This is a genomic window from uncultured Candidatus Kuenenia sp., assembly GCF_900696675.1.
GTDB classification, from domain to species: domain Bacteria; phylum Planctomycetota; class Brocadiia; order Brocadiales; family Brocadiaceae; genus Kuenenia; species Kuenenia stuttgartiensis_A.
In genome coordinates this window covers 1-21,753 of record NZ_CAADGZ010000059.1, presented here as the reverse complement: position 1 = coordinate 21,753, position 21,753 = coordinate 1, and the positions used below count along the sequence as shown (strand labels likewise).

The window sequence follows — 21,753 nt, the reverse complement described above, 5'->3', positions numbered from 1 at the left end:
TTCAAAGGTTTCTATGTCAATAGCACCGTTTAAATTTATTCTTTTCCTGCCGGTATTAGAGGGTATTTCCTTCTTTTTGCCTTTCTCTATCCAGCAATATGCAGACGTAGAATTGTGCTGTGGATGCACTCCATCCATAAAAAGTATCTTATCTCCTTCGGGTGTATAGATTTTATTGAATGTTTGTTTTACATATTCAACAATTTATTTTGCCACGCTATAGTTGTTTTTTCCTGATATGATCTTTTAATTGTTCTTCTTGTTCGCAGGTGGGTTTTGGCATACAGCCAATATAATTGTCAGATAAAATCCCGTCAAAAACCTTTATCTTTGTATAGTTTTTCGTAATTCCTGATTGTTTGGTCGTCTAACAAGAGCGCTTCTGCTACTTCTTCATAACTCCATCCTGAATCAAGAAGAAGTATAGCTTTGATTCGGTCGGCATGATGTCTATGAGGCTCTTTCTTATGTACTTTTTTAAGTTCTATTCGGGTTTTTTCACTGAGAAATGGATTCATGCAGAATTTAATACTCCAGAAACACTTCAAATGCAAGAAAAAAACAGGTTTTTATAAAAATAAATGCTTTTGACTATATTAAACCGCATAACGGTAAAATATACGTACAAAGTGAGGTGGGAAAGGGCACTACTTTTATCATCGAACTTCCCGCCATGGAATCCCTTTAAAAACTAAAGCCTATACTATTTTATCTTTTGAATTGCATAATTTCTCTACGACGCACTCTTTGCACAACGGTTTTCTGGCAATACAGGTTAGCCTACCATGTGTCCCCATGACAAGGCAGGACTGTGTCCATTTCTTTTGCGGGATAATCCTGCACAATTCGATTTCCACCTTATCTGGATTATTGAATTTGGCAAAATCTAACCGGTGCGAAACACGGAATACATGCGTATCCACCGCTATCGCCTGCTTGCCAAAGACGTTACCAAGCAGCACACTTGCCGTCTTTCTTCCTACCCCAGGAAGCGTCAAAAGTTCTTCCATAGTTTCCGGCACCTTGCCATGAAACCTTTCCTCTAATGCCTTCGCGCACGCAATAATGTTTTTCGCCTTGTTCCTGTAAAAACCGGTCGGCCGTATTTCCTGTTCAAAAACATCCTGCTGTGCAAAAGCATATTCTTTCGCCGATTTGTATTTTGTGAACAAAATTTCCGTCACCTTGTTTACCCGTTCATCTGTACATTGAGCTGCCAATATCGTCGCTATCAGCAATTCCAGGGGATTTTTATATCGAAGAATGAGTTTGGGGTACGGGTACGCCTTTTCAAGGAGTGATAAGATTTTTCTTGTTCGTTCTTCGGTCATAAGATTAATTAGGTTGGATTTTAAAAGACAACAAAAACCCAACGACATTCATTTTTACCCACCCCTCAATCCCCTCCCAAGAGGGGACTTATCAAATTCCCCTCTTGGGAGAGGCAGGGGTGGGTTTGTTCATTGGTTAACTAAAAATATTAAATTTAGGCAGATTTTTAGTAACTATTCAGCGTAATTTATTAAACTACCGGAGATCAGAGCGCAACTCGTTCCCAAACCTTGTACTGAACATAGTGAAGTATCTGTTCGGGAACGAGCCGTGTATCGTTTACGCTGAATAGTTACGATTTTTCTTCAAAAAACTAAAATATTACTACAATTGTGTTCCCAAGCCGGCGCTTGGGAACAAGAATGAGGAATCTACAAATATTTGTGAATGCTCCCCTTGTTTACATTTCCACAGGCGCCTGCGTGCCAAGGATTTTTAAACCATTTTTTATGATTTGCCTGGCGGCATCTACCAGAAGTATTCTTGCTTTTGTAAGCCCTTCATCTTCGGATAATACCCTGTGAGCATTATAGAACTTATTTACACCGGCACAAATATCAATAAGATAATTACTCACTAATGACGGCTCATAAAACTGTGCCGCTTTTAGTACTACAAAGGGATATTGCCATAGATTCTTTATAAGATGAATGGTATCATCTTCATTTAATAATGTATAATCAATGTCCGCCGTTACATCTTTTCCATATTTCCTCAAAATGCTGCAAAGACGGGCGTGAGTATACTGCACATAAGGTCCCGTCTCTCCTTCAAAATTTAATACGGTATCCCAATCAAATAGTACATCCTTGTTTCGTTTTGTGCTTAAATCAGCAAATATAACAGCCCCAATACCCACATCCCCTGCAACCATCTCTTTGCCCTTTAACAAAGGATTTTTTTCTTCAATAATCTTTTTGATACGGTCTACCGCCTCAATTAATAAGTCTTCTAATAATATGACTAGTCCCTTGCGGGTGGACATCTTGCCCTCTTTAAATTTCATAAGGCCGAAATCCACATGAACACACTGGCTTGCCCAGTCATATCCCATTAACTCCAAAACCTTAAATATCTGACAAAAGTGAAGTTTTTGTTCAGAACCAACTACATAAATCATTTTGTCAAAATCATATACAGATTTCCGGTACTCTGCCGCTGCAATGTCGCGTGTTGCATAAAGTGTTGTACCGTCTTTTTTTCGAAGCAAACATGGAGGCATATTATACGCCTCGAGATTTACAATTAATGCCTGCTCGCTGATACAGGCTAACCCTTTCTTCTTAATCCCCGATACTGTATCCTCAACCATTGTATTGTAAAAACTCTCACCAACAAAGGCGTCAAAATGAATCCCTAGCATCTTATATATCCTTTGAAACTCTTTAAGGCTGATATCCTTGAAACGTTCCCATAACTCCATCGCCTCTGCGTCTCCTGCCTCCAGTTTTTTAAACCATTCCCTCGCTTCGTCCTCCAGATGATTATCCTTTTCCGCTTCACGATGAAAGGTAACGTAGAGTTTGTTTAAGTCGGTAATGGTATGTTGTTCGAGATCCTTTTCTCCCCATTTTCTATATGCAACAATCAATTGACCAAACTGCGTCCCCCAATCACCAAGATGGTTGATCCCTATGCATTTGTACCCTAAATTCCCGTAAATATTATACAGTGCATTTCCAATTAATGCCGAGCGAAGATGATGGACGGCAAGGTGTTTTGCGATGTTTGGGGAGGAGTAATCAATAACAACGGTTTTCCCCTTGCCAATGGTATCGCAGCCATATGTGTCACCTTCATTCACAATTTTCTTTAAAACAACCGCAGAGAATATTGCCTTGTCTAAAAACAAATTCAGATAGGGGCCTGTTGCTTCTATCTTATTTATCGGGCTAACAGGATGCAGGAGGTCGGCTAATTCTGAAGCAATCTTCGCGGGAGGTTTTTTCAGCATTTTTGAAAGACTGAAGCAGGGAAATGCATAATCCCCCATCTTTGGGTCAGGAGGTATTTCAATGTATTTATCTATTTCGTCTTCGGAAAGATTTGTTTTTGCTGCTAATAAAGAAACTATTGTTTTCTTGAATTGGTCTGACATCTTTTCTTTTTCTATAATTCTGGAAAAACGCTTATGTTAGCTAAAATAAGTGGGAATGGAGTCTGAGGTGTGCCACAAGGCGGTAAATATGTTTCGCTTCTTAGTACCTTATCAGTAATTTCTTTGCATTTATTGGCAAAATATTTACTGGTCTCTTCTACAGTCTTCAATATACAGTCGGCGGTCGGCAAATTGCAGACTGTGGACTGCCGATTGCTTTTAGTTGCTCATTATCTAAGTCAGTCCCATTTGTCTTCGTACTTCTGCCATGGTAATCTCCGCCATGTTCTTACACTTTTTTGCACCTTCGTGCAATATATCAATTATAGAATGCTTATCTTTTATTAACTCTTCATATTTTTCCCGTATGGGAGATAATGCTTTTATGATATTTTCATACAATATTTTTTTGCATTCAACACAACCTATCTCCGCAGTACGGCATTCCCTGTTGATTCGTTCTATTTGTTCAATGGAAGAATAATGCTTATGTAAAGTAAAAAGGTTGCATATTTCAGGATTCCCCGGGTCTGTCCGTCTCTTCCGATTCTCATCCGTTACCGCTGTAGACAATTTTTTCCATATAGACTCAGAAGATTCTACCAACGAGATATAATTATCCCTACTTTTGCTCATCTTTGTCTTCCCATCAATGCCCATAATCCTTGGGGCATCTGAAAGTATTTCTTTCGGGTCAGGAAATATTTCTCCGTACCGTGAATTAAACTTTCGGGCAATCTCTCTTGCCAATTCTATATGCTGTACCTGGTCTTCACCAATAGGCACCGCTTCCGCCTTATAAACCAATATATCTGCCGCCTGCAAGACGGGGTAGGTAAATAAACCAACATTAATATTATCCCTGTGCTGCTTTGCCTTATCTTTGAACTGAGTCATTCTTTCCAGGTGACCCATTGGCGTCACAGTATTCAGTATCCAGGCAAGTTCCGTATGTTCCGGTACATGAGATTGTACAAACATGATACACTTATTTGGGTCAAGTCCGGCTGCAATATTAACTGCCGCAGCGTTAATAATTCGGTTTTGCATTTCTTTAGGGTCGTATTCGACCGTTATCGCATGGTAATCGACAATACAGAAAATACAATCGTATTGATCAATCATCCCTACCCAATTCTTTATTGCACCCAGATAGTTTCCTATATGAACTTCCCCGCTCGGCTGGATTCCGCTAAATAATCGTTTTTTCATAATTTTCCGGATATATCTCAAACAACATTAAACAATGTATTCAGATTGCAAACCTGAACCCGCCAGGCATTGTGTCACTAATTTCCCTATCATCATATAATTTTTGATAGTTGTTCCTCTATCCGCTTTGCAGCCTTTTTTGTATCTTCGATACCGGGAACCAACGCGAATCGGACATATCCCTCACCTGGATTTATACCGCTTTCTGTTTTATCACTGATCCATCCTCCCGGCGTAGTTACTATGGCGATGTCTGGAGAAAGAAGCTTTTTAGCAAATTCCACCGAACTCATTCCCTGAGGCACTTTCTGCCATAAATAGATGGTAGCCTCAGGGGTGCAATCGGGAAGATTGATTTTTTTGAATGCGGCAACAAGCAGGTCTCTCTTCAGTTTATAATCAGCCCGCATTTCCCCGACGTGTGTTTCGTCACTCAATGCAGCGATTGCGCCATCCTGTATAAAGGTGGGCGTTCCTGAATCAATATTCGTTTTCACCTTTTTAAAAACATCAACAATCTTTTTGTCTCCTGCAACCCAGCCGATGCGGTAACACGTCATTGCGCTTCTCTTAGACAACGAATTAAAAACAATGACCCCCTCTTTTGCCACTTCAAGAATACTGTGCGGCGGTTCATTAAAATATATCTCACTGTATGCCTCATCCGAGGCAACAATAATGTTATGCCTTTTACCAAATTCCACTGCTTCTTTTAAATAAGACAACGGCGCAACGGCTCCTGTCGGGCTGTTCGGGTAATTAAGCCATAAAATCTTCGCCCTTTTGCATACCGCTTCCGGGATCGATTTCAAGTCTATAAGAAAATTATTCTCTTTCAGAAGCGGCACATAATAGGGTGTACCCTCGGCAAACAATGTTCCGCGTGTATATGGGGGATATCCGGGAGTAGGGATTATTACATAGTCGCCGGGATCAATGAACCCTTCATGAAAGTTAAAAATCCCCTCTTTTGATCCAATTGTGGAAGAAATCTCTGTGGAAGGGTCTAACGTGACTCCGAATCTTTTCTTTGTCCATTGTGCGATTGTTTGCCTAAACTCGGCGGTACCAATATAGCTTGGGTATCCTGACGACTTACGCTTCGTTATCCCCTCCTGCGTCGCCTTGCGAATAATCTCAGGAGTAGGAACTGTCGGGTCTCCTACTCCAAAATCAATCGGGGTAACTCCCATTGCGCTCAACTTTTCAACTTCCTTATCTACCTCTGCAAACGCATAAGAACCAATAGACTGTAATCTTTTTGAAACAGTAATCTCCATAATAATCTTTCCTCAATATTAAATTATTTACTTTTTTGCAGGATCGGCATATGCGGGTCTGGCGGGACTTCTCTTCGCAGTCATTTCACTGATCTGTATTTCGAGTACATTGGTCCTGCTCAGCGCTGCATCGGTGAATGGGGTTTTAGGATTCTGTGGGGCGTATTTTTCAGCAAGTTTCTGTAAGGCATAATTCTTTTCTTCATGGTCAGTTACTTCCTTTATTGTGCCAAATAAAACTACTGAGCGATACGCAACAGAAGAAGCACACGTTGGTTGTTTCACAATGATCTCTGCTACATCATCAACTTCAAAGCAAACATTCCGGTTAATACGGATATTCTCCAGTTTTTTCCCTTCGTTTGCACAGTGAAGAAATATTTTCAGCGCTTCACTGTCATAAGTAAAATTCATCGGTGTGATATAAGGGATTTCCCGGCAACATGTACCTAGTCTGCCTATTTTTACCTTTGTCAATATTTCATCAATTTCTTTTCGATCCGTAATCTCTTTATCTCGTCTGCGCATAAGAAATCTGGTAATCCCACGCCATGTAAAATATCACAGACTTACTGTGATTATGATGTCTTTAATCTCTTACACTGCATTTGCATACGTAGTACGATTAAAACTTATCTTCATCCTCATCTTCAAAATCTTCATCTTCATCCTCAAAATCTTCGTCTTCATCATTGAAATCATGAACTTCGGACATCATTGATGCCGTGCTGGATATGAGCGAACTCATCGATTGGCAGAGCAGATGAACTATCTCGGCTTGAGTTTTTCGTTCATTGCTATCTTTCACTTTGTGCATTTCTTTCAAACTGTGCAATGTTTCATTTGAGAGTTGTTCTATTACTTTTTCAATATATTCCATACTAAGGTTCCTTTTAAAAAAAATGGATAATAAATAACAACAAGGTCTGACTATTACTTTATATCTCTCTTCCTACTGCCCTGGCAACAGGTTTCAATTCCTCCATCAGTTGCGCAAAAGCATCAAGATCAATTGTTTGAGGTCCGTCCACAAACGATTTTTCAGGGTCCGGGTGTGTTTCTATAATTAAACCATCTGCGCCAACCGCAATGGCCCCCTTCGACATGGGGTTCACAAGAGTGCGTTTTCCAGTACCATGGCTGGGATCAACAATAACAGGTAAATGTGTCATTTCTTTCAGTACCGGCACAATGCTCAACGACAAGGTGAAGCGCGTAAACGTCTCAAATGTTCTAATCCCCCTCTCACACAAAATCACGTTGGGATTATTTTGTGATAATATGTATTCCGCTGCAAGCAGAAATTCATCATGAGTCGCCGACATACCTCTTTTTAAGATTACCGGTTTTCCGGACTCACCGACCGCCCGCAAAAGCAGGAAATTTTGCATATTGCGGGTTCCGACTTGCAATATGTCACTATATTTGCTCACTAATTTAACATGCTCAGGGGTCAGAATTTCTGTAACTATTGGCAACCCCGTAACATCACGGGCATGGGCCATGTGTATCAAGCCCTCCTCCATAAGGCCCTGGAACGTGTACGGATTGCTTCTGGGTTTAAAAGCACCTCCCCGTATTGCGGTAGCGCCTGCATCTTTCACTCTCTTTGCAATCTCAACGATCTGCTCCTTGCTCTCTATCGCACACGGACCTGCTATTACCGCAATCTTTTCCCCCCCGATAGTTTTGCCATTTGGCAGATGTATTATCGTATTAAAATCCTTCCCTTCCCTGCTTGCCAGCTTATAAGGCGCTAATATAGGAACGCTCTTTTCCACCCCTGGCAATACATCCCAAAAATCCTGCGGCAAAATGCGTTCATCACCGATTACCGCAATCACATTCCTGTTTGTTCCCTGTAAAAGAACGCCTTTTAAGCCGGTCTTCTCAATTTCTTTAAGGACATGAGCAACATCTTCTTTTGTCGACTCAGCCTTCATCACAATGATCATTGGCTATACCCCCAACCATATAATTCTATATAATCCTATAGGCAAAAAAAAACCCTAAAACCATTAGTTTTAGGGTAACAAATCAATCTTTTTATACAATACCCAACCCTAAGAACACCTAATTCTATAGTAAAAATAGTTAAAATACATATTTATCCCCCCATATATTTATGAATCTCGAAAAGCTAACATATTGATATATTTAATGTCAAGATTATTTTGAGGTCAAGTAATGCGGTAAAATTCCAATGCTCAAATTACAAAATCCGTAACATTTTGATTGCGGCTTTACCGCTCTATGAAATTTTCTGTTATTCTTTTGTTAGAATATGGGAATGCACCTCATCTCTGATCTTTATCGGCTTGCGATTGAGAAAATTCTTGACCTGCGAAGCAAATTCACATAGGATTTTATTTTAGATGAAGATACATAATGAAGGTGCTTAATAAAGAAAAAGCATTACCCCTTAATAAAGGAGAAACGGAATGGCTAAAGTTAAATGCCCCGGTAGTATAAGAAACGCTACCCCTACACCAATCGACCGGAAATGTGATAATTGCGGCTGTGATGTTGAAATGTGGAGTGACGAGGAAAAGGCAGATTGCCCGAAATGCGGAACTACCATATTTAAAGACAAGGTGCCCACCTGTGTTGAGTGGTGCAGTTCTGCCGAAGAGTGCATGGGTGACATCCTCGATGTGAAAAAAATCAAAGAAGAAGCCAGAAAACGAGCAGAAAAAGATGGAGACCCCAAGTTTGTAGAAAAGGTTTCTGAAATGATAAAGAAGAAGAGGGAAGAGAAGGGATGTGACTCTGAATAAATTAAAATTGTTTCACTTTGTTTCTTAAGCTGGCATAGCCAGAACCAAACAAGCACGAAATAAAAAAAACGAAATTCGAAGTACGAACGAAACACGAAACAAACCCCAAAAATCCTCCCCCTTACCCCCAAAAGGGGGAGGATTAAATTGAGTGTTTCGTATTTCATCGTTTAATATTTTGTCAAAAATTGCAAAGAAATTGCTGCCAGAAAAACGCATACTCATCCTACGTCCTTGCGCTATCGGCGATCTTATTATTACCTTACCCGCCCTGCATGCTTTGCGAGAATACTTTCCCAACGCATACATTGAGATTATGGGTTATCCCTCATATCTGGAAATAGTTCATGGCCGTTTTTATGCCAATGCCATAAGCAGATTTGACCAATCGGATATCTCATCATTATTCAGGAAAAACGCGTTACTCCCTGATACGTTAACAAAAAGATTTTCAAAATTTGATTTAATCATTGCTTTTGTTTCTGATAAGGATACCATTTTCTCCGAAAATCTTAAAAAATCCGGGGCACGAAAGGTTATTTGCTATAATCCTTTCCCCAGTAATTCAGAACCAATTCATATCAGTAATCATTTTCTGAATTTCCTGAAATTACTGGAAATACCATATTCAAACACTTCGCCAATTATCTACCTGAATAAAGAAGACCTGAAAGCCGGAAAGGATTTTTTTCACGACAACGCCCCCGATGCCGTACAAAAAACAATAGCAATCCATCCCGGAAGCGGCAGTATCCACAAATCATGGCCCTTCATAAACTACTCTTCAATAATTCATTGGTTAATAGAACGTCTTAACGCACAAATTTTTATTATAAAGGGGCCGGCAGATACCGTGGTCACCAAAAATGCCGGTAATTTACCCAAAAAAAATATCTGCATAATCGATAATCAACCACTGCCAAAACTCGCCGCAATATTACAACAGTGCGACCTCTTTATTGGCAATGATTCCGGCATTACCCACCTGGCCGCAGCAATGGGAATTTCTATGCTGTCAATATTTGGCCCTACCGATCCTGCAGTATGGGGTCCTCGCGGAAAATCAGTTAACATATGTTACCGCCCAACATCATGCAGCCCTTGTTCTGATGAAGTAAGAAAAACCTGTTTTCCGAAAATCTGTCTGGAATCTATTACTACCGAAAATATACAAAAAGAAATCCTGTGCTCTCTCCCGTTGTTGTAATCATAAAAGATGAAGCCTTTTTCAAAAAACCAAAGAGTTACCACATTTTTTATTATTCAATTGACTCAACTGGCACTGTGATATATATTTTATCGCGCTTACGCCCCTACTTTTTCAAAAAACTATATTGTTACGGATTAGGTACGATAGTTTATTGTAAATATTTTTCATAAGAAACCTTAACAAAAATAAAGAGTCTTCAACGATGCCTGATAAAACAAAACGAACGAACCAGTGTCAATTACAAAGAAAATATTTATGCAAACCGCAAATACTTCCGCAATTTTTGAAGAAGGGGATGAGCGTTAGTGATCTCGTTGACGTATTTAGCCATTCGGGGGCATTTAATGGAGGAAGACTCGCAGAGGCCTGCAAGCTTTACTGCCATATGCTTAGCAAAGATGTTACCGTCGGCGTAACGCTCTCCGGTGCAATGACCCCCACTGGCATGGGCGGAACTCTCATAAGCCTTATGGAAAAAGGATTTGTTGATTTTATTATCTCTACCGGCGCCAATCTCTACCACGATCTCCACTTTGCCTTAAACTTGCCCATTCATCAGGGAGATTTCCGGGCGGATGATACCGAGTTATATCATGCAGGTATTGAACGAATTTATGATATTTTTATCACCGATGAACTGCTCCTGAAGACCGACAAATTTATCCAGGACGTAACAAAGGGGATTTCAAATACTGAACCTATTTCTACTGCTGATTTTCATTATCTGCTAGGGAAGGCTGTTCTCTCCGAAACGTCGTCATCGCAATTGAGTTTTGTGGCGCAGGCAGCGAAATATAATGTGCCTGTCTTCGTTTCATCGCCCGGAGATTCATCCATCGGCATGAATTTGTCGTATCTGAAATTACAAGGAAACAACCTTGTAATCGATACCGATATTGATGTTATTCAATCCACTGCTATAGTATTTAACAGCACATTAAATGGTGTAGTAAGCATTGGAGGCGGCTCGCCAAAAAACTTCTATATGCAAACCCAGCCGACCCTTGCTCAAATACTCGATATAAATAAGGGGGGGCACGACTACTTTATTCAGATTACCACCGATGCGCCTCAATGGGGAGGGCTTTCCGGGGCAACGCCTAGTGAAGCTATTTCGTGGGGCAAAATGCGGATAGAAGAGATAAAGAACCACGTAGTTGTCTATTGTGACGCAACAATTGCAACGCCAATACTTGCCTCTTATGCATTATCAAAGGCAAAAGCACGCAAGAAAAAGCATTTGTACAGACAGTTGCCGCAATACGTAAACGAATTGAAAAAACACATGAAGAAATAATCGCTTGTTAAGGAAACAATGATTCCCTTTTCTATCAACCAATAGAAGTATTGCTGTTTTTCCTTACTATCATAACCCTGAACCAAACGTTTCATACTTTTAATCCAGCCTTCTATTGGCAGAACAAATGACAAATAAATTCCGAGCAGGGATTTTGTGATTTGGGCATTGGAATTTAACAGCAGTACATGGACTCATTATCCGTATAAACTCATGGGTTCAGGTTACAAATGTGAAATATTGAAAATTCTTAAGTCCTTGATATTGGGCTGGTTTCCTGTTTTACCTTGAAAATTCAGGGATTGTTGGAGTTATATCAATTCTATTCATTTCAATTAATTCTATCCTTTTGGATTGATTTTAGCGCAAATTTAGCACAAATACCGTACAACAGTTATAAGATAATTTAGAAATTAACTCACTTCATTGAGGCGGGTAATAATGATACGCCCCTTTTCGTTGCATACCGGGCAATAGTTTATACCGTATAAAAACCTTTATGCCATGCGCCTGACTATAGGTGCTCTTATCGAGTGTTTTTGGGCGATATGTCTTCCCTTCATCCCAGCGTCCATTATCTAAAATAACTATCTTATCTGTACTCTGTTCATATTTCTGGTCATCTCCAACATCAAAATAAAAGGCGTTGTTGTCATACGCTACCCAGATGTCTGTTTGATAGGTTATTTGTTTATCGTGGTGATAGAATGGAATCCTTTTCCTCTCGCCTCTCACCAGATCGAAGGACAAAGGTTCGTAACCTTTTCTTTCTCCGATAAAGGCAATGCTGCCTCCAGATATGTTCACCTGAATAATATCGCCGTAACGCGCATTCCTATAAAGCTGTAAAATGCGTTCCTTTTCTAATCTTATCGCCTCTGCATCTTCTCTTTCTTTTTGCTGCCGGTATTCTTCCTGCCTTTTTCTTCTTTCTTCGTCTATCTGATATTGCTTGGGAGCATTCCCGATTTTTTGTAAGCGTTCATGGAGTCGGGGCAAAACAACCCTGACAGGGTTTGAAACCCTGTCAGGGTTAACACTACTGTACGTTTTATTAAAACATGGCGGAAGTCACAAAAAATCGGGAATGCACCCTATTGCTTTGTAGTATGTTCCGCCTGCTGTTGTGGGCTCAAGGCTTGCCATTGTTCTTCTTTCGTGCCAAGAGGATATCTTTTTGCACAACCTTCAAAAAGGACAAGCAAGATCAACAAATATAAAATATAGTCTTGTTTTGTAATCATGGTGATCGCCTGTATATCTTTATACTAAAATTACCTTGATAAAATTTATATAAGGTTGAGAAATTAAAACCAATATACCAATTCCTTCCTCTATCCTGACGGTCTCTTGGCTTCGCATCATTTTTTGAATGATTCCAATTGCACAGTTATTTCTTCAGAGCCTCCACGGAGATACCCTGACTTGTTTATTATCATTTCTCGCGTTTCTTTAATGATTTGTCTGATGAAGCCAACTCCAGGAGCATACCAATCGTACTGTTCGGGAGGCGCAAAAGGGGTCACACCTTGATTAGTGATTATGCTGTTGGCAATAGAAGGTAATTTTGCTATCTTGTCTGACATGACAAGACAATGGCGCATAGAATTTGAAGTGGCTTACTATCACATCTTATCACGAGAAAATGAGCGAAGGAATATTTTTAATAACCAGGAAATCGGGAATTTGTTTGGTCTTGGTTATTCTTCCATAAGTTGGCGAGTAACTATTATGAAATCAAAGATATCTGAAGAAAATGAAATTAATAAACGATTAGAAGAAATTAAATCACTAATCAAGGTGTAACCCCTTTTGTTCATTTGACCCCTTTTGTTCATTCACAAATGTTTCGTTTTTACAAAACGTACAAATTGTATTCAGCTTAAAAAAAGGAAAATTTCTTAATTTCCATCAGACATAAGGCTGACATCGTCAATTCTGAATACCGTAGTATTAGCAGAATCAGTCATTGCCAGAAAATATATTGTGACGGTCTGCCCTTTGTATGAGGTTACATCAAGGCTTTTTTTGCTGTAACTTCCTAATGTTCCTTTATCGGCATTGCTGAAGGTAGCAACTGTTGCTAAATGACTCCCCGAAGAATTTTTGATAACTGTGTAGAGCGCATCATATCCTGATTCATTTGATGTTGTTATGTTATACCAAAAACTGATAGTGGCCGAAGTTGCATTGGATGGGATAGTTACTGCTTGGTACATGGAACCATACGCATTGTTTTTTGGCGTTCCACTACTGTCTACGCCTCCCGCTGCATAGCCCGGTGAGGTGCGATAGTTAGAAAGATTTGTGCCTGCCCAAAAATCACTCGATAGCGTCCATCCGCTTGTACCGGAAGAAAAGCTGCCGTTAGTAATGCGCTCTGATTGACTGGTAGACCCGCCGCAAGTTTTCGCCGTTGCCGAAACAGTATTGGAGTTAGTAGAACCATAAGAGTTCTTGGCCTGGACATGGTAAGAATAAGACGTTCCCGTTGTAATATTGGAACTATTGATGAACTGTGTCACTGATACCCCACTGTAATACAAACTGCCGTTGCGGTAGACATCATACGAGGTTGCATTGCTTGCAGCAGACCAATTCAGCCGTATCTGAGAAGTTGTGCCATCACACTCAGCTGTGGCCGTAAGGTCAGTAATGCTGCCAGGCATATTGCTGACACAAGTTATTGCCGTTGCAGAAACAGTATTGGAGTTGGTAGAACCATAGGAGTTCTTGGCCTGAACGTAGTAAGAATAAGACGTTCCAGATGTAATGTTGGCGCTATTGATGAATTGTGTCCCTGATACCCCACTGTAATACAAACTGCCGTTACGGTAGACGTCATACGAGGTGGCATTACTTGCAGCAGACCAATTCAGCCGTACCTGAGACGCAGTGCCATCACACTCAGCAGTGGCTGTAAGGTCGGTAATGCTGCCAGGCACACTACCAGATGATGCCACCTCCCATGATAGTTTCGCTACAGCGCCCCCACCAGCTTCATAGTACTCCATTTTTATGGTGTGATTCCCTGACGAAAGTGATACATCCACCGTGTACTCCGTTGAGCCCTGATCGATCCATTTCTCAAGCTTTGAACTACCATCTACGTAAAGTTTGAAACCATCGTCACACGTTACCTTGAAGCGATAGAGACTGGCATCGAAAGAAACCGTCCTCGTCCAGCGAACGGAGAAATCGTCACTATTTACATCGCACGAACTGCTTGGACTACCACTGCCCCAGTCAAAATTGAGATTCCCGCTTCCATCATCCCTTGTCATGACTGGACTGCCGCTCAAATTCTTATTGTTGTAGTATTCCCCCTTCCACTGACCTGAAGAAACTGTCTCAGTGCAGGAAGTAGACTCACTCAGGGTAATGCTGTCATTCACCACTGATGATTCAGTATTAGCACTGTTTTTAACCTTAAAGTATACGGTCTTATTTCCATTACCTGAACTCAAGGTAAAGCTTGGACTCGCTGAATATGTCTGCCAAATGGCATTATTAAATGATGAGGACTCACTTGCCATGTAATAGGCAGGACTGCCTGTTGCAGTATTATTTAGCGTTACCGTCCGACTAGTGGTGCTGGATGCATCGTTATTGATTTTAAAAGAAGTAACGGAAATTGTAGAGGACACCACCTCCCATGATAGTTTTGCTACAGCGCCCCCACCAGCTTCATAGTACTCCATTTTTATGGTGTGATTCCCTGACGAAAGTGATACATCCACCGTGTACTCCGTTGAGCCTTGATCGATCCATTTCTCAAGCTTCGAACTACCATCTACATAAAGTCTGAAACCATCATCACACGTTACCGTGAAGCGATAGGTGTTGGCATCGAAAGAAACCGTCCTCGTCCAGCGAACTGAGAAATCGTCACTATTAACACCGCACGAACTGCTTGGACTTCCGCTGCCCCAGTCAAAATTGAGATTCCCACTTCCATCGTTCCTTGTCATGACTGGACTGCCGCTCAAATTCTTATTGTTGTAGTATTCCCCCTTCCACTGACCTGAAGAAACTGTCTCAGTGCAGGAAGTAGACGACTCATTCAAATTTATGCTGTCACTCACCACTGATGATTCAGTATTAGCAATGTTTTTAACCTTAAAGTATACGGTCTTATTTCCATTACCAGAACTCAGGGTAAAACCAGGATTCTGTGAATACGATTGCCAACTTGCGCCACTAAAAGAGGATGATTCACTTGCCATGTAATAGGCAGGACTGCCTGTTGCAGTATTGTTGAGCGTTACCGTCCGGCTAGTGGTGCTGGATGCGTCATTGTTGATTTTGAAAGAACTAACGGCGATGCTGGTGGTTGTATTATTAACCGTAACACTAATCTGACTCGTAGCCGTCTGATTAGTAGTATCATAGGCAATAACTTTTAGGTTATGAGAGATATTAGTAGACTGAGTTGTATCCCATGGCCACGAATACGGTGAAGTAGTGTCTGTGTACTGTAGTGTATCGTTAAGGTAGAACTTTACACTTCCAATACCTTTGTCATCCGATGCACTAGCAGAAACTGTAACATTGCCTGCAACAGTAGAACCATTTGCAGGAGAGGTAATGGAGACAGAGGGGGGATTGTCAGTGGGTGATGTTGTGTATGTAAATACATATTTCTCTTTATCATCATCTCCTGTGCTTGTTACTGCTGTTTCTTTTCCGGCTGTTGTCACTCTTACATATACTGTTCCATTACCATCAGGCACAGTCGCAACTATTTCGGTATCACTCCATGAAGTGACATCGGCTTCTACCGTACCAAATTTTACTGTACCTTTTGCAGTACCAAATCTCTTGCCCGTTATCGTTACTGAAGTTCCAGCAACTTCACGTGAAGGACTTATTGAGGTAATTTGTGGAAGTGTATCTTTTGCCGCCCAAAGGGTCGTATTATCTACTCCTGTAAGTGTTTTGCATGGATCAACAGTTGATACTGGTGGATGCCAGCCATAGGGATCAATAGATGTCCCCCTAGATACATTTTCTACCCAACCCTTTCTCACCTCGAAATGAAGGTGAGGTCCTGATGATGCTGCACCTGTATTGCCTGAATAGGCAATAATTTGTTCTTTATCTACATTGTCACCCTTTGCCACTTTAAACCCTGCTGTTTGGTCATTCATATCAAATAAATGGAGATAACTAGTAGTGTAGTCATTGTCATGCTTTATCCTTATAAAATAACCACCACCCGCATCCTCACCAGCGTGCTTATGCCCAGGTGGATACACATTCCATTCTGCCTCTACAACTTTTCCTTTAGCAGCAGCATAGACAGGCGTTTTTAATTCAACTTTATAGTCATACCCCGAATGACCATCGTACTGTAGAATCTTTGCCTTATTTTTAACGCCTACATAATGATTGTTTATAATAAATGGGTTATCATCGCCTTTCTTGTAATAACCGCATCCCTTATTTGTTTCCATACCATTTTCTTTCTCACATGTACCAGGTGCTTTCTCAGAACCCCCTTCTCCAGTATACGCAACTACATAATTATTGCTATTTTTGTCTTTTCCTTTCATAGTATGATCAAAAACGGCGGATATTTTAGCAGTGTATGGAGTCCAATATTCATCCTTACTGTTATACTTAACGTCCTTAAGTGGAAATTCCAGTGTGAATGAAGTGCCCGTATTTTGCGAAACATCTACATTTTTATTTACTTCTGCTGTTGGTTCAGAGATTATTTCTAAAGTGTCGGGTATTATGTTTACATTTTTTCTCCATTCTTCACTCCCCAAACTCCCAGCCGTTGACTTTACGCTCCCATCGCCCATCCGCATCATTGAATAGGTATTAAGCACCTCTCCGTCCATTGAACCGATTAGCTCAAATCCCACCGAGGTTTGGTCTTCGTCAGGAATCCCCATAACTGCTGAAAGACCGCTGCCATTTAGAACACCAATGACTTCATACCCAATTACAGGCTGGGTAGAAGTGATCTTGAGGATAGCGGTATTTGAAGGTATGGCATCTCCCTCAATAGTATCAATATTTGCGGTATTGATAACATAGGTTACACCCGGCAAAATGGTTTGACTATGGATAATCCCCAGTGAGTCATTGCTGGTATCAAATGCCTCAATGTTAACATTGGCTATATCATTGCCAGGATTTAAAATACCCACTTTTGTCCACAGATCGAAGTTTTCTCCTTTGGTTGCTATTGGAAACGTCCAGCCCTTGCTGGTAGTGGTCAGGGCCGGAAGCCCAACAAGGTCAACCGCTGGATAGTCCACAAACTGAAGTCCAATAATATTACTATCTGAATTGATCCTCACCGTTGACAGGTCTTTTAATATTCTTGCGCCAAAGATATCCACGAGGGAGAAGGTTTTGCTTTCCATTGACGAAAGGGATGGTAAATCATTAAGGTCTATCTCATATCCGTCCTTATCCAAGGCTACAATATCAACACTTGCGGGGTTTGTGTTTGGGTTTAAAAGGGTAATGGTCTTGTATATATAGAGGTCATCGTAACTGAGCAGCGCTGGGAAATCTAGCTGTCTGGATGATTCTTTGATGGCAGGGACTACTTCTGATTTTGTGCCATCACGTGTTTTGAAAATTGCATTGCATATAAGGTTGCCATTTGACTCAACCCTTAAGGATTCAGCATCGGTGGGTAATGTTTGAGAATGAAAGGTCTTTGTTTTATTTGCTCTAAGCCTAATAACGTTTTTAATAACCTCAAGGGATAAACCATCTTTGTCGTATGCGGTAAGCGTTGCGTTAACCCTTCTCTGTTTGCATTTACATTCTGAGTTTGTAATGCTTATGGTAGTCTGCCAATCCTTACCAGGATTGATAGTTGAGAGGTATAGGATATTTGAATTGCTGACTATATCCTGATCATTAGCAAGGTTTGAGTTGTTTTTGGTCAATGGGTAAAGGGTTAGCGCTATTACCAGTCCCATTAATAACAAAACAGATTTAATAAGCCTTTTCTTTAAAGGATGTTTTATTAGCATTATAGCCTCCTGTTATGTATGTGGTTTATGGATTTTCCCTTTGTTTGCTGCAGATCAGCCTTAAACATTTATTCTAAAATATAGAAATATAGGAAATATCCCTTATTTTCCCACCAAATAAAGTAAGAAATATGGGATGTGTCCCTAATTCTCCAATAATTTATTCCCGCCGAAGTTCACTTAATATTCCCTTTAACTATAGGGAATAGAGGGGGAATAGAGGGACACTTCCCAGATTAACTTCTGAAATACGGGAAGTGTCTCAATACTGAAGTTATCCCTATTAGCCGTAACAATTCCTTGTTGCGTTACGGTCATCAACCTGAATAATTAGACATCCCAAGTTCATTTATATACCTTTTACAGTCATACCGTCACTCTTAACTCCGACGACACCGCATAGTTCTACCGTTTTTCTCTTTCTACTTATACGATTACAGATTTCGCCCTCTCCGAGAAATATAGGGACACTTCCATTATTATTCCACCAGATCAATCAAGAAATATGGGAAGTGTCCCCTAATTCACCCACCATTTTATAAGCAATTCTTTTCATGACTTTTTCCCCTTCTTTTTTAAGATGAATTGACAAGTTAAAAAATACCATGAAACCTGTGCGAATAAATTTCCCTTATCCTTCCCTCATTTCACTGCACTCGATAGCAGAAAATTTTCCTACGTCAAAATTATATCCGATATGTATTACAAATATCATGGATTAGTTACCTTACCTTTACTGATAATTCCGTAGTTACCCACTCACCCCATTCTTCTATTGAAAAATAGACCTTTGCATTTCCCTTTTTATTCTTGGCTTTTATCGTGAACGTCACATCACCGTTTTCATCAGTTACAGCGCTTGTTGGTGAAACCGATATGAGCTTCTTTCCTTCAGTTTTACTATCAACAACTGCAGTAACCGTCAGGCCTTCAACGGGACATTTAAAAATGGTATTATCATCTTCTATCACATCACCTTGAGCGGCTGTTATGGTTATATCTTTACTTTTCTTTCTTTTAATTTTCAATTTGGCGGCAGACCAGCTCATTATATTAGTCTCGCCACAATCTGATGCCTGACCTAAATTAATATCAACCTGAGCCGGGGTGCTTCTGCTTGAGGTTGTACCGTCTCCCAGTTCACCATCCCCATTATACCCCCATGCCCAGACCGTGCCGTCTGACTTCACGGCAATGCTATGCCAATCGCCAGCTACAATGGCCGTAACAAAGCGAAGTCCTATCACTTGCACAGGAATGTAGCTATCTGCGTTAGCCCCGTCTCCCAACTGACCATCCCAACCATACCCCCACGCCCAAGCATAACCTTCTGAATCCACAGCAAGGTTATGCTTATATCCAGCCGCGATCGTAGTAATATACTGGCCGTAGAAATTCACTTGTATGGGTGTATTTCTATTTGTAGTTGTTCCGTCTCCCAATTGACCGCCTTCGTTATTTCCCCATGCCCAGACCGTGCCGTCTGATTTTAGTGCCAGACTGTGCTGGTCGCCAACTGCTATGGCATTAACATTGCTGAGGCTGCCTACCTGCACGGGTGCAGTTCTATTCGTTTCTGTCTCGTCTCCCAATTTACCATAAGCATTTTCACCCCATGCCCAGACAGTACCATCGTACTTTAAAGCAAGGCTGTGATTATCACCCCCAGCAATGGCAATAACATCGCTGAGGTTACTTACCTGAACAGGTGTAGTGCTGTCTGCGGTTGTACCATCTCCTAATTGTCCATACCAGTTCGCTCCCCACGCCCATACGGTACCATCTGATTTCAAGGCGAGACTGTGTGAATCTCCACCAGCAACTGCGATAGCACCACTGAGATCAGTTACCTTCACGGGGGAACTTCTGTTTGTGTACGTTCTATCTCCCAGATGACCATCATCATTATGCCCCCACGCCCATACGGTACCATCCGATTTTACTGCAAGGCTGTGATGATGCTGTCCACCATCAATGGCAATGACGTCACTGAGGTCGTTTACCTGAACAGGAGTAGTCCTGTTGGTAAATGTTCCATCCCCTAATTGCCCATCCCCATTATGTCCCCATGTCCAGACTGTGCCGTCATACTTTAGGGCAAGGGTGTGTGAATCCCCTGCCGCAACCTTTGGTTCTGTCGTTGTTGTAGGGGTTGGTGTTCCAGTTGTACCCGTTACTGAAACCGTATTTGTTATTGTTGTGCTATTACCATCAGCATCTAGATTATCTGAGTAAGACACAGTTATAGTATCATTTACTCCAACACCTATTTTTCGAGGAGATGCAGACAAGTCTGTCGTATCGCCCGTCACGAATGTACCCTTAAAACTGCCAGAGTTCACATTCATTTCCATTAACCCAAGATAGAAGCCTGTTGTATCTGAATTTGATTTAATTCTCACATTTCCAGTATCGGCATAGCTACTGGTTGTATTTAAATCCCAATCCACGACTGTTACTACAACAGAATCATATAGAGATACTTCTGACGGACTTACAGATAAGGCAGCAGTGTGACCACCTGGTGTAAGCGTTGTTGTAGGGGTTGGTGTTGTCTTAGACGTATACGTATAGGTGAGTGTATATGAATTTGTAGTATTCGATGAGCCACTGAATCCGTATATCTTGATATAGTAATTTCCCGTTGAAGTGGCATCGTAGTCAATCGACTCGCTCACACCACTCCCATTAGTAGAACTGACGATTTTCGCATAAGAAGCATCATACAGCTCTAATTCATAATCATTGGAAGACGGAACCGTTAAGGACAGTGATATTGTACCTTCGATTGTTATATTCACCTTAAACCAATCCACGTCACTATCCGAGCAAATCTTGCCACTGTAACTCGATCCAGAACGCAAAGGTCCGTAAGCTTCAGACGTACTGTTGTTAGGCTCGTAGCTGTCAGTACACGTAGTTGGAGTTGGTGTTGGTGTTGGTGTTGGTGTTGCTGATGTGGCAGAAAGATTGCCGTCCAGCTTAGATACAAAGACATCATAACCATAATAATAAGAGGTATCATATGCCCCACTCGTAGTCGGAAAGCCTCCTCCGCTAGTCCAACCCGTTACATATACATTCCCGCTTGTGTCTAGGACGAGAGAATAACCCTCATCATCATTAGACCCGCCCAGGTACGTGGATGCCAGCAGGCTCGTTAATCCACTGTTCAGCTTCGAGACAAAGACATCAGAATCATCACTATCGGAAGTATCATATGCACCCCTCGTAGTCGGAAAGCGTGATGACTCAGTTTGCCCCGTCACATACACATTCCCGTTCGTGTCGAGGGCGAGGGAATAACCATAATCATCACTAAGCCCGCCCAGATACGTGGATGCCAGCAGGCTCGTTAATCCACCGTCCAGCTTAGATACAAAGACATCATAACCATAATTATAAGAGGTGTCATATGCCCCGCTCGTAGTCGGAAAGAGTGGTGACATAGTATACCCCGTCACATATACATTCCCGCTCGTGTCGAGGGCGAGAGAACGACCCTCATTATAACCAGGCTCGCCCAGGTACGTGGATGCCAGC

At 41.2% G+C, this 21,753-nt stretch carries 16 protein-coding genes; 4 read left to right on the top strand and 12 right to left on the bottom strand.

Translation table 11 applies throughout. The features are described from left to right. Window positions 1-314: 314 nt before the first annotated feature. The 8 genes from QZT26_RS10085 to aroF all read right to left on the bottom strand — a co-directional run bounded on the left by QZT26_RS10085 (window position 315) and on the right by aroF (window position 7,877). Window positions 315-518: a helix-turn-helix domain-containing protein gene (locus tag QZT26_RS10085; RefSeq protein ID WP_099326544.1), complete on the bottom strand. Its 204-nt coding sequence runs from the start codon at window positions 516-518 to the stop codon at window positions 315-317. Between the two features lie 180 nt (window positions 519-698). Next, complete coding sequence (nth, locus tag QZT26_RS10080) at window positions 699-1,379, bottom strand: endonuclease III (protein ID WP_295101921.1); 681 nt, start codon at window positions 1,377-1,379, stop codon at window positions 699-701. Between the two features lie 353 nt (window positions 1,380-1,732). Next, window positions 1,733-3,430 (bottom strand): arginine--tRNA ligase, encoded by a 1,698-nt coding sequence (gene argS / locus QZT26_RS10075; RefSeq protein WP_295101919.1) that lies wholly within the window; start codon window positions 3,428-3,430, stop codon window positions 1,733-1,735. Between the two features lie 234 nt (window positions 3,431-3,664). Further along, entirely contained in the window at window positions 3,665-4,642 is a 978-nt protein-coding gene (gene trpS, locus QZT26_RS10070) for a tryptophan--tRNA ligase (RefSeq protein ID WP_295101917.1), read from the bottom strand. 92 nt (window positions 4,643-4,734) lie between these two features. Then, a complete protein-coding gene (locus QZT26_RS10065) occupies window positions 4,735-5,922 on the bottom strand; it encodes an aminotransferase class I/II-fold pyridoxal phosphate-dependent enzyme (protein ID WP_295101915.1) in 1,188 nt (395 codons plus the stop codon). Between the two features lie 27 nt (window positions 5,923-5,949). After that, entirely contained in the window at window positions 5,950-6,450 is a 501-nt protein-coding gene (locus QZT26_RS10060) for a pyridoxamine 5'-phosphate oxidase family protein (protein WP_295101914.1), read from the bottom strand. A gap of 97 nt (window positions 6,451-6,547) precedes the next feature. Then, window positions 6,548-6,802, bottom strand: coding sequence for a hypothetical protein (locus QZT26_RS10055; RefSeq protein WP_099326539.1), 255 nt, complete (start codon window positions 6,800-6,802; stop codon window positions 6,548-6,550). Window positions 6,803-6,860: 58 nt separating this feature from the next. After that, window positions 6,861-7,877, bottom strand: coding sequence for a 3-deoxy-7-phosphoheptulonate synthase (gene aroF, locus QZT26_RS10050; protein WP_295101913.1), 1,017 nt, complete (start codon window positions 7,875-7,877; stop codon window positions 6,861-6,863). Between the two features lie 486 nt (window positions 7,878-8,363). Between aroF and QZT26_RS10045 the strand changes: the two genes are divergently transcribed. The 3 genes from QZT26_RS10045 to speY all read left to right on the top strand — a co-directional run bounded on the left by QZT26_RS10045 (window position 8,364) and on the right by speY (window position 11,206). Continuing rightward, on the top strand, window positions 8,364-8,699 hold the full coding sequence (locus QZT26_RS10045; protein WP_295101912.1) for a hypothetical protein: 336 nt from the start codon (window positions 8,364-8,366) through the stop codon (window positions 8,697-8,699). 151 nt (window positions 8,700-8,850) lie between these two features. Beyond that, the gene (locus QZT26_RS10040; protein ID WP_295101911.1) at window positions 8,851-9,906 is read left to right on the top strand and encodes a glycosyltransferase family 9 protein; all 1,056 of its coding nucleotides are present in this window, start codon (window positions 8,851-8,853) and stop codon (window positions 9,904-9,906) included. 205 nt (window positions 9,907-10,111) lie between these two features. After that, window positions 10,112-11,206 (top strand): deoxyhypusine synthase, encoded by a 1,095-nt coding sequence (gene speY / locus QZT26_RS10035; RefSeq protein WP_295101909.1) that lies wholly within the window; start codon window positions 10,112-10,114, stop codon window positions 11,204-11,206. A gap of 423 nt (window positions 11,207-11,629) precedes the next feature. Here the strand turns inward: speY and QZT26_RS10030 are convergent, their stop codons facing one another. Together QZT26_RS10030 and QZT26_RS10025 are read right to left on the bottom strand one after the other, a co-directional pair. Continuing rightward, window positions 11,630-12,205, bottom strand: coding sequence for a hypothetical protein (locus QZT26_RS10030; protein WP_099326534.1), 576 nt, complete (start codon window positions 12,203-12,205; stop codon window positions 11,630-11,632). A 95-nt stretch (window positions 12,206-12,300) separates the two neighbouring features. After that, a complete protein-coding gene (locus QZT26_RS10025; protein WP_157820713.1) occupies window positions 12,301-12,450 on the bottom strand; it encodes a hypothetical protein in 150 nt (49 codons plus the stop codon). Window positions 12,451-12,781: 331 nt separating this feature from the next. Here QZT26_RS10025 and QZT26_RS10020 point away from each other — a divergent pair, with 331 nt between their 5' ends. Then, window positions 12,782-13,012, top strand: coding sequence for a hypothetical protein (locus QZT26_RS10020; RefSeq protein WP_157820712.1), 231 nt, complete (start codon window positions 12,782-12,784; stop codon window positions 13,010-13,012). A 95-nt stretch (window positions 13,013-13,107) separates the two neighbouring features. Here the strand turns inward: QZT26_RS10020 and QZT26_RS10015 are convergent, their stop codons facing one another. Both QZT26_RS10015 and QZT26_RS10010 read right to left on the bottom strand, forming a co-directional pair. After that, on the bottom strand, window positions 13,108-18,210 hold the full coding sequence (locus QZT26_RS10015; RefSeq protein WP_295101906.1) for a PA14 domain-containing protein: 5,103 nt from the start codon (window positions 18,208-18,210) through the stop codon (window positions 13,108-13,110). Between the two features lie 722 nt (window positions 18,211-18,932). Beyond that, window positions 18,933-21,753, bottom strand: a 2,821-nt coding sequence (locus QZT26_RS10010) for an SBBP repeat-containing protein (RefSeq protein WP_295101905.1), incomplete at its 5' end; no start/stop codon positions are given.